Consider the following 11,754-nt stretch of genomic DNA (forward strand, 5'->3'; position numbering starts at 1 on the left):
CACTGTGACCTCGACCAGCCTGCCGGACAGCCTGATCGCCACCCTCCCCGGCTCCTACTACACCGATCCCGGGATCTTCACCCAGGAGCAGGAGCACATCTTCGAGACGATGTGGTTCTGCGCCGCGCGCTCCTCCGACCTGGCCGGGCCCGGCGCCTTCCGGACCGTCGACGTAGGCCGCGAGAGCATCCTTGTCACGCGGGCCAGGGACAACTCCGTCCGTGCCTTCTTCAATGTCTGCCGGCACCGTGGCGCCAAGCTCTGCACGGAGCCGACCGGCGAGGTCAAGCGTGCCTTCCAGTGCCCGTACCACGCATGGACGTACGACCTGACGGGCAAGCTCGTCGCTGCGCCCAACCTCACGAAGATGCCCGATGTCGGCCGTGTCGAGTACGGCCTGGCGAGTGTGGCCACGCGTGAGTGGCTCGGCTACGTCTGGGTCTGCCTGGCCCGGACGCCGCCCTCCTTCGAGGAACAGGTCGTCGGCGAAGTCGTCGCACGCCTCGGCGACGTGGAGTCGATCGACCATTACGACATGGGGAACCTCGAGGTCGGCAGGCGGATCGTCTACGACGTCAAGGCGAACTGGAAGCTCATCATCGAGAACTTCATGGAGTGCTACCACTGCGCCACGATCCACCCGGAACTCACCGAGGTCCTGCCCGAGTTCGCCGATGGCTACGCCGCGCAGTACTACGTCGGCCACGGCGCCGAATTCGGCGCGGAGATCAAGGGCTTCACCGTGGACGGCTCCGAAGGCCTGGACCGCATCCCCGGGGTCTCCGAGGACCAGGACCGCCGCTACTACGCGATCACCGTCAGGCCGCAGGTGTTCATCAATCTCGTCCCCGACCACGTGATCTTCCACCGGATGTACCCGGTCGCCGCCGACCGCACGATCGTCGAGTGCGACTGGCTCTACGTCAAGGGTGTGGTGGACAGTGGCAGGGACGTCAGCCGCTCCGTGGAGCTCTTCGACCGGGTCAACCGGCAGGACTTCGACGCCTGTGAGCGCTGTCAGCCCGCGATGAGCTCTCGCCTGTACGCCAAGGGCGGCGTGCTCGTACCCAGCGAGCACCACATCGGCGCGTTCCACGACTGGATACACGAGCGCCTCGGCACCCGGCAGTCCGAGTAGACCCCGGAGCGGGAGAAGCAGAGACGGCGCGCACGGCACCGCGCGAGGACCGGAGACGACGCCGCGGGTGCGGCAGGGAGACGCGCGGGGACGATGCTGCCGAGAACGGCAGGGAGCAAGACCTGGGCCGCCGCCGGGGACCCCGCGGCGACCCACGCCCTGCGCATGGGGCGCGACCGGGTGGTCAGCCCAGGTACCCCATCCGGTGGCTGATCTCCTCCGCCCCGCCCAGCAGCAACGGGGCGACCTCGCGCATGCGCTCCTCGGTCAGCCGGTACGAAGGTCCGGAGGCACTGAGCGCCGCGATGACGTCGCCGTCCCGGTTGCGGACGGGCGCGGCCAAGGCGTGCAGCCCGATCTCCAGCTCCTCCAGGGTCCAGGCGTATCCGCGTTCTCTGGCCTCGGCGAGGTTCTTCTCGAGCTTCGTCTTCGCGGTCAGCGTGCTCGGGGTCACCTTCTTCATGCCTGCCTGCGCCAGGAGATCGGCACGTTCCTTCGCGGGCATGTGCGCCAGCAGGATCTTGCCGCTGGAGGTGGCGTGCAGCGGTGTCAGCTGGCCGACCCAGTTGTGCGCCGCGACCGCCGCCGGCCCGCGAACCTGGAAGAGATTGATCGCGAAGTGCTCCTGCATCACGGCGATGTTGACCGTCTCGCCGATCTCCTCCGCGAGGCGCTCGCAGACCGGTCGGCCCTGCTGCGTGATGTCGATGCGGCCGGTGACTGCGCCGGCCAGGCGGACGATGCCGAAGCCGAGGCGGTATTTCCCGCGCTCGCCCGCCTGCTCCACCAGGCCGCGCGCCTCCAGCGCGCCGAGCAGGCGGAATGCGGTGGACTTGTGGACCTCGATCTCGGCCGCCACGTCGCTGACGCCCGCCTCACCCTGCTGGGCAAGGATCTCCAGCACGCTGATGGCGCGGTCGACGGACTGGACCCCGCCGGGCTGCGTTCCTGTCGTTTCGGTATCTGCGCTGTAGTTGCTCACAGCGAAACTATACGCGCAGTAAACAACGACTGCCCTGAGGCTCACGACCTCAGAAGTTGCGTGGCTCGCAACCTGGTGCGTATAGCGGTACCGGTATTAGCATGCCACGCGTATCGAACCGCGCGATCGAGACGAGGCAGCCATGGCTCCCCTGCAGTACGACTTCGTCATCGTCGGCGGCGGATCGGCCGGCAGCGCACTGGCGAACCGGCTCTCCGCCGATCCGGGCAACCGCGTGCTGGTGCTGGAGGCCGGCCGGCCCGACTATCCGTGGGACGTGTTCATCCACATGCCCGCGGCGCTGACCTTCCCCATCGGCAGCCGCTTCTACGACTGGAAGTACGAGTCCGAGCCCGAGCCCCACATGGGCGGCCGGCGCGTCTACCACGCCCGCGGCAAGGTGCTCGGCGGTTCCAGCAGCATCAACGGCATGATCTTCCAGCGCGGCAACCCCATGGACTACGAGCGCTGGGCGGCCGACCAGGGGATGGAGACCTGGGACTACGCGCACTGCCTGCCGTACTTCCAGCGGATGGAGAACTGTCTGGCGGCCGGACCCGACGACGAGTTCCGGGGCCACGACGGCCCCCTCGTCCTCGAACGCGGCCCCGCCTCCAGCCCGCTCTTCCCCGCCTTTCTCGAGGCCGTCCAGGAGGCCGGGTACCCCCGTACCGACGACGTCAACGGTTATCGGCAGGAAGGCTTCGCGCCCTTTGACCGCAACGTCCACCGCGGGCGCCGTCTGTCGGCTTCGAAGGCGTACCTCAAGCCCGTGAGGAGGCGGCCGAATCTTGACGTCAGGACCCGTGCCCTGGTCACCCGCGTGATCTTCGAGGGCAAGCGTGCCGTCGGTGTCGAGTACCAGCGCGGCAGGGGACGGGTCCAGCAGGTGCGGGCCCGCGAGGTCATCCTCTGCGGCGGTGCGATCAACTCCCCGCAGCTGCTGCAGCTCTCCGGTGTCGGAAACGCCGGGGAGCTGCGCGCCCTCGGCGTCGACGTCGTCCACCATCTGCCGGGCGTCGGCGAGAACCTGCAGGACCACCTGGAGGTGTACGTCCAGTACGCCTGCAAGCAGCCGGTCTCCATGCAGCCGTACATGAAGTGGTACCGCTATCCCTCCATCGGAGTGCAGTGGCTCTTCCGCAAGGGTCCGGCCGCGACCAATCACTTCGAGGCCGGCGGCTTCGTCCGCAGCAACGAGGACGTGGACTACCCCAACCTGATGTTTCACTTCCTGCCCATCGCGGTCCGCTACGACGGGTCCGCGCCTTCCGGGGGGCACGGCTACCAGGTGCACGTCGGACCTATGTACTCCGACGCGGTCGGCTCGGTGAAGATCAAGAGCAAGGACCCGCGGGAGCACCCGGCCCTGCGCTTCAACTACCTGTCCACAGAACAGGACCGGCGTGAGTGGGTCGAGGCGCTCCGGGTGACTCGCAAGCTCCTGAACCAGCCCGCGCTCGCCCCGTACAACGACGGAGAGATCTCGCCCGGGCCGTCCGTGGAGAGCGACGAGGAGATCCTCGCCTGGGTGGCGAAGGAGGGCGAGACCGCTCTGCATCCCTCCTGCACCTGCAAGATGGGCACCGACGAGATGGCCGTGGTCGACCCGGAGAGCATGCGGGTGCACGGCGTGGAGGGGCTTCGCGTCGTGGATGCCTCCGTGATGCCGTACGTGACCAACGGCAACATCTACGCACCCGTGATGATGATCGCGGAAAAGGCCGCCGACCTCATTCTTGGCAAGGAGCCGCTGCCGCCCTCCAAGGCCCCGTACTACCGGCTCCGTGACCCGCGGTGAGAACACTGCTGAAGAGCGTCCGCTACGAGGTCCTGCCGGCGAAGTCCACGTACGACAAGGTCCTCGCCCATGTGCCGCCGGACGTGGTGGTCACGGTCACCGCGTCCCCGGTCAAGGGGCTGGAGCCGACGCTCGATCTCGCGACCCGGCTGGCAGCGCACGGTTACCGAGTCGTACCGCATGTGCCGGCCCGGCTGCTGCGGGACGGAGCCCATGTGGCGGAGGTGGTGCACCGGCTGCGGGAGGCGGGGGTGGACGACGTCTTCGTACCGGCCGGTGACGCCGATCCGCCCGCCGGCCCGTACGAGGGTGCGCTGCCCGTGCTGCGGCGGCTCGGCGAACTGGGCAGCCCCTTCGCCAGGGTCGGTATCACCGGCTACCCGGAGAGTCATCCGCTCATCGACGACGACATCGCCGTTCAGGCGATGTGGGACAAGCGCGCCCATGCCACGTACATCGTCAGCAATCTCTGCTTCGATCCGCGCCTGCTCGGGGAGTGGGTGACGCGGGTACGGCGGCGCGGTGTCACGCTGCCGATGCATGTCGGGGTGGCCGGGCCCGTCGAACGGACGAAACTGCTGTCGATGGCGGCGAAGATCGGTGTGGGGGAGTCGACGCGCTTCCTGGCCCGGCACGCCTCCTGGTTCGTGCGCTTCGCCGCGCCGGGCGGCTACGCGCCGGAGCGGTTGCTGCGGCGCGGTGCAGCGGCGCTGACCGCGCCCGAAGCGCTGGTGGCGGGCCTGCATCTCTTCACGTTCAACCAGATCGCCGAGACCGAGCGCTGGCGGCGCGGCATGCTGGAGTGCCTCGACGGTTGGTAGTTCCCGCAACCGGGCTCGGTACCCTGCGCCTCGATCCGCCGATGGGACTCCATGGAGCCCCGCCGACGGATCGAGGACACGCCCGAAGGGCGGAACAACGCCCGCCGGCGACCGCGTACGGCTCAGCGGAAGACGATGGTCCGGTTCCCGTGCAGCATGACGCGGCTCTCGCTGTGCCACTTCACCGCATGCGCCAGCACCTGTGCCTCCACGTCCCGCCCGACCGTGACCAGCGCGTCGGGGGCGAGTGCATGATCGACGCGGACCACGTCCTGCTCGATGATCTGCCCCTCGTCCAGGTCCGGCGTCACATAGTGCGCCGTGGCGCCGACGAGCTTCACCCCGCGCTCGTACGCCTGCTGGTAGGGGCGCGCGCCCTTGAAACTTGGCAGGAACGAGTGGTGGATGTTGATGGCGCGGCCCTCGAGCTGCTTGCACAGGTCGTCGGAGAGGATCTGCATGTAGCGGGCGAGCACCACCAGGTCGACGTCGAGCTCGCGCACCAGCTCCAGAAGCCGCGCCTCGGCGCCGGCCTTGGTGTCCCTGGTCACCGGGATGTGGTGGAAGGGGATGCCGTACGTCCCGGCCAGCTCCTCGAACTCCTCGTGGTTGGAAACGATGGCCGGGATGTCGATGTTGAGCGCGCCGGTGCGCCGGCGGAAGAGCAGGTCGTTCAGGCAGTGGCCGAACTTCGAGACCATGATGAGCGTACGGGTCGGGGTCCGGGCGTCCCGCAGGGTCCACGAGATCCGGTAGGCCTCGGCCACCGGGCCGAAACGGTCACGCAGATTCTTCACGTCGGTGTCCGGGTCGGACACCTCGAAGTGGACCCTCATGAAGAAGCGTCCCTGAAGCCGGTCGTCGAACTGCTGGCTCTCCAGGATGTTGCCGGAGTTCCTGACCAGGTAGCCGCTCACGGCGTGAACCAGCCCCGCCCGGTCCGGGCACGAGAGCGTGAGGATGTATTCACGGCCAGGTTGCGGTCGAGGGGACATGAGCGGCCTCCGTTGGTGCGTATTGCACAACACGGCGAGTGATGCGCAACATGGTCGGGCCGGCGCGGCCCTTGGTCAAGGGCGGCGGTGCAACTGGCCCCCTGGGTGGAATCCGCCCGTCTCGCCCTCTTGACGCAGGTCACGCCTTCGGGTCAAGGTGTTCCACCACAAGCAATGCGGTGCATGATGCGCAACGAACTTCGCTCGAAGGGCTCCGCTCGTGGCAGACCTGTATCTGGACGGAGAGTGGTGCGATCCGGTGGCCGGAGGCCACCGGGAGATCCGCTGCCCCGCGGACGGCACGCTCGCTGCGGTCGTCTCCGAAGGGACCCGGGCGGACAGCGAGGCCGCGATCGACGCCGCCCGCCGGGCGTTCGACGCAGGACCCTGGCCGCGCACCCCCGAGCGGGAGCGCGGCGCGCTGCTGCTGCGTACCGCCGATCTGATCGAGCGCGACGCCAAGGAGTTCGCGCGCGCCGAATCTCTGGACACCGGCAAGCGGCTGGTGGAGAGCGAGTACGACATCGCCGATGTGGTCTCCTGTTTCCGCTACTACGGCGGGATCGCGGGCACCGGAGCGGGCCGGGTGGTCGACACCGGGCGTGACGACGCCGTCAGCCGCGTCACCTACGAGCCGGTCGGCGTATGCGGGTTGATCACCCCGTGGAACTACCCACTGCTGCAGGCCTCGTGGAAGGTCGCTCCTGCTCTGCTGGCCGGAAACACGATCGTTCTGAAGCCGAGCGAACTCACCCCCTCCACCTCGATCCTCCTGATGCGGGCCCTCGAGGAGGCCGGTCTGCCGGCCGGGGCCGCCAACCTCGTACTGGGCTCCGGTCCCGAGATGGGCGCACCGCTGTCCGAAGCGCCCGCCATCGACATGATCTCCTTCACCGGGGGCCTGGACACCGGCCGGCTGATCATGGCCACCGCCGCCGCCACCGTGAAGAAGGTCGCTCTCGAACTGGGCGGCAAGAACCCCAACGTCGTCTTCGCCGACGCCGATTTCGAGACCGCGGTGGACTTCGCTCTCACTGCGGTCTTCCTGCACTCGGGGCAGGTGTGCTCGGCCGGGGCCCGTCTGATCGTCGAGGACTCCCTCCACGACGCCTTCGTCGACGAGGTCGTGCGCCGTGCCGGTCGCATCCGCCTGGGCGGCCCCTTCGACCCCGAGGCCGATACGGGACCGCTGGTCTCCGCACAGCACCGGGAGAAGGTCGAGGCGTACGTCGCGGCGGGCCTTGCCGAGGGCGCCGTACTGCGCTGCGGCGGCAGCCGCCCCGAGGACCCCGCGCTCCGCAACGGCTACTACTACCCGCCCACCGTGCTCGACGACTGCCACCAGGGCATGCGCGTGGTGCACGAGGAGTCCTTCGGCCCCGTGCTGACCGTCGAGCGCTTCAGCGGCGAGGACGACGCCGTACGCATCGCCAACGACACCGAGTACGGACTCGCCGGAGCCGTATGGACGCAGGACGCGGGCAAGGCACAGCGCGTGGCTCGGCGGCTGCGCCACGGCACCGTGTGGATCAACGACTACCACCCCTATGTGCCGCAGGCGGAATGGGGCGGCTTCGGGCACTCGGGCGTGGGCCGGGAACTGGGCCCGACCGGTCTGGACGAGTACCGCGAGCCCAAGCACATCTGGCAGAACATCCAACCCCGGCCGCAGCACTGGTTCCGCGGCTGAATGCCGAAGAGAGGCCGACCGTGACCCCAGCACAGACCGAACTGCCGCAGCCGCGCGGTATGTCCAAGGACCAGGACCGGCCCCCGGTCATCTCCGTGCGCGGGCTGTGGAAGGTGTTCGGGCCGAAGGCCGACCAGGTGCCGGAGTCCGAGGAGCTGTGCGGGCTCACCCGTCGCGAGCTCATGGACCGCACAGGGTGCACCGCCGCCGTACGGGACGTGAGCTTCGAGGTGTCGCCCGGCGAGGTCTTCGTCGTCATGGGCCTGTCCGGCTCAGGCAAGTCCACGCTGGTGCGATGTCTCACCCGGCTGATCGAACCCACCGCGGGCGAGGTCAACTTCGAGGGCGAGGACATCCGCGGCGCGGACGCCGGACGGCTGCGCGAGCTGCGGCGCCGCAAGTTCTCCATGGTCTTCCAGCACTTCGGTCTGCTGCCGCACCGCAGGGTCGTCGACAACGTCGCGTACGGCCTGGAGATCCGCGGCATGGGCAAGGCCGAGCGCAACCGGCGGGCCCAGGAGGTCGTCGAACTGGTGGGCCTCGCCGGGTACGAGAACTCCTACCCCGACCAGCTCTCCGGCGGAATGCAACAGCGTGTCGGTCTCGCCCGGGCGCTCGCCGGCGATCCGGATGTGCTCTTCTTCGACGAGCCGTTCTCCGCGCTCGACCCGCTGATCCGCCGTGACATGCAGAACGAGGTCATCCGCCTGCACCACGAGGTCGGCAAGACCATGGTCTTCATCACCCACGATCTGTCCGAAGCACTCAAGCTCGGCGACCGCATCCTCATCATGCGCGACGGCAGGACGGTCCAGTGCGGCACGGGTGACGAACTGGTCGGCGCGCCCGCCGACGACTACGTTCGCGAATTCGTCCGGGACGTGCCGCGCGCCGAAGTCCTGACCCTGCGCTGGATCATGCGCGAACCTGAGCCCGACGACGCCCTCGACGGCCCCGAGCTGGGCCCCGATGTCGTGGTGCGTGAGGCGACGCGGGCGGTGCTCGCCGCCGACAAGCCGGTCAAGGTCGTCGAGGACGGGCGGTTGCTGGGCATCGTCGGCGACGAGGAGATCCTCGCGGTCGTGGCCGGACAGGAAGGCGGTGCGTGATGGCTGTTGCCGCCGGCGCGGCCGCCCCGGTCGCCGCCGCACGCCGAGTCCGCCGCCGCGTCGTGGTGGCCGCGATACTGATCGCCTGGCTGGTGCTGTTCGCCGCCCTGCGCGGGCGGCAGACCCTGGCCCTGGCGGCGGCCGATCTGACGGATCTGCACCGCTGGTTCAACTCGGTCAACGACACGATCGGGGCGAACCGCAACAGCAATCCGGTCTTCCTCTACTTCTTCAACGAGATCCGGCTGGTCATCGACAACCTCGTCACCTTCATCCAGTCGCTGATCTCGCAGCCGACGGGCGACCGCCCGGTTCCCGTCATCGGATGGCTGGGTGTTGTCGCTCTCGCCGGCTACGTCTCCTGGGCCTTCGGGAACATCCGCGTCGCCGCCCTGGCCGTGGCCGGGTTCGTCTTCCTCGGGCTGCAGGGACTGTGGCAGGAAAGCATGGACACCCTGGCACTGACCCTGTCGGCGGTCCTGGTCTCCCTGCTCATCGGGATCCCGCTCGGGGTCTGGGCAGGGCTCTCCGACCGGGTGAACAGTGCCATCACGCCGTTCCTCGACTTCATGCAGACGATGCCGACCTTCGTCTATCTGGCCCCGCTGACGCTGTTCTTTCTCATCGGCCCGGCATCCGCCACGATCGCCACGCTCATCTACGCGGCGCCTCCGGCCATTCGTATCACCGCGCACGCCATCCGTTCCGTGCCTGCCACCACCGTCGAGGCCGCCGAGTCGCTGGGGTCGACTCGGCGGCAGACGCTCACGAAGGTGCTGCTTCCCATGGCCAAACGGACCGTCGTGATGGGTGTGAACCAGACCATCATGGCCACGCTGTCCATGGTCACCATCGCCGCCCTGATCGGCGCGCCCGGCCTGGGAAAAACCGTCGTCAAGGCGCTCCAGACCCTCGACGTCGGCGTGGCCTTCAACGCCGGGCTCGCCATCGTGGTCATGGCCATCGTGCTGGACCGGGTGACGACCGCGGCGGGTGACCGCGTGGAGGCCGCGAGGAAGCGAGGAGCCGGCCGCTTCACGAAGTGGCGCCGGCCGCTGCTGATGGCAGGCGGTGCAGCGGCGGCGGTGTGCGTGTGGCTCTCCCACACCTATGTGTGGGCAGCCCAGTTCCCCGGCGACGCCGGAGTCGGCAGCGCGATCGCACGCACCGCGGACTCGGTCACCCAGTGGTCGCAGGACACCTTCGGCGGACTGACCAACGGAACCAGGGACCTGATCACCACCGCGCTGCTCAACCCCTTCGAGACGCTGCTCACCGAGTCCCCGTGGTGGCTGGTCGGCGTGGTCCTCGTCGCGGTCGGCGCGGTGCTCGGCGGGTGGCGCGCGGGTGCCACGGCGGCCGGCTGCGTGGCCCTGCTCGTGGCGACCGGAGTGTGGTCGGACAGCATGACGACGCTGGCCTCCACGGCGGTGGCGACCCTGATCGTCATGCTGCTCGGTGTGGTGGTCGGCGTCTGGATGGGCCGCAGTTCCCTGGCTGACCGGCTGATCAGACCGAGCCTCGATGCAGGCCAGACCATGCCGTCGTTCGTGTATCTGGTGCCGTTCCTGGCACTGTTCGGCGCCACTCGCTTCACGGCGATCATCGCCGCGGTCGTCTTTGCGGCCCCCGTGACTATCAAGATCATCGCGGACGGTGTGCGAGCGGTGCCGGAGACCACGGTGGAGGCCGCCACGGCAGCCGGCTCCAGCACCTGGCAGATCATCACCAAGGTCCAGCTCCCCATGTCGCGCGGCGCCCTGACGCTCGCCACCAACCAGGGCCTGATCTACGTCCTGTCCATGGTGGTCGTGGGCGGGCTGGTCGGGGCGGGCGCCCTGGGCTACGACGTCGTAGCCGGTTTCTCCCAGGGCGAGTTGTACGGCAAGGGCCTCGCGGCAGGCCTCGCCATCGTCCTGCTGGGGGTCATGTTCGACCGGATCACTCAAGCAGCGGCACGGCGCACGACGACGCCCGCCGCCCGCTAGGACCGGCCCTAGGCCGGCCCCAATCCGGCAGTCACAGGAAGAAGCACAGGAGGCAGCACATGATGCGGAACCTCATTACGCAGTCGCGGCCCGCGAGACGCCGGACCGTGGTGGCCGGTCTTGCGGCCCTGGGCCTGGCCGCCGTGACCGGTTGCAGCGGCGCCAAGGTGGGTGAGTCGGGGCCGGGTGCGTCGGGCGGCGCCTCCGGCAAGTGCGGCACGTTCAACCTCGCGGTCAACCCCTGGGTCGGCTACGAGGCCAATGCGGCGGTCATCGCGTACGTCGCCGAGAAGGACCTCAAGTGCAAGGTCACCAAGAAGGACCTGAAGGAAGAGGTCGCCTGGCAGGGGTTCGGCACCGGAGAGGTGGACGCCATTGTCGAGAACTGGGGCCATGACGACCTGAAGAAGAAGTACATCACCGACCAGAAGACCGCCGTGGCGGCCGGCCCGACCGGCAACAAGGGCGTCATCGGGTGGTTCGTGCCGCCGTGGCTGGCCAAGGAGCACCCGGACATCACCGACTGGAAGAACCTCAACAAATACGCCGCCAATTTCAAGACGTCGGAATCCGGGGACAAGGGCCAGTTCCTCGACGGTGATCCGTCGTTCGTCACGAACGACGCCGCACTGGTGAAGAATCTCAAACTTGACTACAAGGTCGTCTACGGCGGCAGCGAAGCGGCTCTGATCCAGGCGTTCCGGCAGGCCGAGGCCAAGAAGAGCTGGGTGATCGGGTACTTCTACGCGCCCCAGTGGTTCCTGTCGGAGGTCGACCTGGCGAAGGTGAATCTCCCCAAGTACACGGCCGGTTGCGACGCCGATGCGGAGAAGGTCGCCTGCGACTACCCCGAGTACCAGCTCGACAAGATCGTCAGCAAGAAGTTCGCCGACTCCGGGAGCCCCGCCCATGACCTCGTGAAGAACTTCACCTGGACGAACGAGGACCAGAACCTCGTGGCGAAATACATCGCCGAGGACAAGATGTCGCCGGAGGCGGCGGCCAAGAAGTGGGTGGATGCCAACCGCGACAAGGTCGACGCCTGGCTCGCGAAGAGCTGATCCACAAGAACGGGCCGACAAGCACAGCCGTGGGGGGGGGGGGGGGGGGGGGGGGGGGGGGGGGGGGGGGGGGGGGTTGTGGGGGGGGGGGGGGGGGTTTTTTTTTTTTTGGGGTTTTTTTTCTTTTTCCCCCCCTTTTTTTTTTCGTGCTTTAGCGCCCGCCCCCCTT

General features: G+C 68.4%; 9 protein-coding genes. 7 read left to right on the forward strand and 2 right to left on the reverse strand.

Annotated elements, in window-relative coordinates; translation table 11 throughout:
- Positions 1 to 4: 4 nt before the first annotated feature.
- Positions 5 to 1,138, forward strand: a complete 1,134-nt coding sequence (locus tag AC0699_RS27755; protein WP_478665371.1) for an aromatic ring-hydroxylating oxygenase subunit alpha — start codon at positions 5 to 7, stop codon at positions 1,136 to 1,138.
- A gap of 184 nt (positions 1,139 to 1,322) precedes the next feature.
- On the opposite strand, the gene AC0699_RS27760 is transcribed toward AC0699_RS27755, so the two are convergent.
- On the reverse strand, positions 1,323 to 2,120 hold the full coding sequence (locus AC0699_RS27760) for an IclR family transcriptional regulator (protein WP_478665373.1): 798 nt from the start codon (positions 2,118 to 2,120) through the stop codon (positions 1,323 to 1,325).
- A 142-nt stretch (positions 2,121 to 2,262) separates the two neighbouring features.
- Between AC0699_RS27760 and betA the strand changes: the two genes are divergently transcribed.
- Together betA and AC0699_RS27770 are read left to right on the forward strand one after the other, a co-directional pair.
- Entirely contained in the window at positions 2,263 to 3,921 is a 1,659-nt protein-coding gene (betA, locus tag AC0699_RS27765; protein WP_478665376.1) for a choline dehydrogenase, read from the forward strand.
- Positions 3,918 to 4,742: a methylenetetrahydrofolate reductase gene (locus AC0699_RS27770; RefSeq protein ID WP_478665378.1), complete on the forward strand. Its 825-nt coding sequence runs from the start codon at positions 3,918 to 3,920 to the stop codon at positions 4,740 to 4,742. Before betA ends, AC0699_RS27770 begins: the two co-directional genes overlap by 4 nt.
- Before the next feature lie 122 nt (positions 4,743 to 4,864).
- Here the strand turns inward: AC0699_RS27770 and purU are convergent, their stop codons facing one another.
- Positions 4,865 to 5,737 (reverse strand): formyltetrahydrofolate deformylase, encoded by an 873-nt coding sequence (gene purU / locus AC0699_RS27775; RefSeq protein ID WP_478665381.1) that lies wholly within the window; start codon positions 5,735 to 5,737, stop codon positions 4,865 to 4,867.
- A gap of 220 nt (positions 5,738 to 5,957) precedes the next feature.
- Here purU and AC0699_RS27780 point away from each other — a divergent pair, with 220 nt between their 5' ends.
- The 4 genes from AC0699_RS27780 to AC0699_RS27795 are packed head-to-tail and all read left to right on the forward strand — an operon-like array spanning position 5,958 to position 11,585.
- Positions 5,958 to 7,427, forward strand: a complete 1,470-nt coding sequence (locus AC0699_RS27780; RefSeq protein WP_478665383.1) for an aldehyde dehydrogenase family protein — start codon at positions 5,958 to 5,960, stop codon at positions 7,425 to 7,427.
- Between the two features lie 20 nt (positions 7,428 to 7,447).
- Complete coding sequence (locus AC0699_RS27785) at positions 7,448 to 8,536, forward strand: quaternary amine ABC transporter ATP-binding protein (protein WP_478665385.1); 1,089 nt, start codon at positions 7,448 to 7,450, stop codon at positions 8,534 to 8,536.
- Positions 8,536 to 10,524 (forward strand): ABC transporter permease subunit, encoded by a 1,989-nt coding sequence (locus AC0699_RS27790; protein WP_478665387.1) that lies wholly within the window; start codon positions 8,536 to 8,538, stop codon positions 10,522 to 10,524. Before AC0699_RS27785 ends, AC0699_RS27790 begins: the two co-directional genes overlap by 1 nt.
- A gap of 59 nt (positions 10,525 to 10,583) precedes the next feature.
- Entirely contained in the window at positions 10,584 to 11,585 is a 1,002-nt protein-coding gene (locus AC0699_RS27795) for an ABC transporter substrate-binding protein (RefSeq protein ID WP_478665390.1), read from the forward strand.
- The last annotated feature ends 169 nt before the right edge of the window (positions 11,586 to 11,754 follow it).

It is taken from the genome of Streptomyces sp. NPDC043870 (assembly GCF_056435785.1).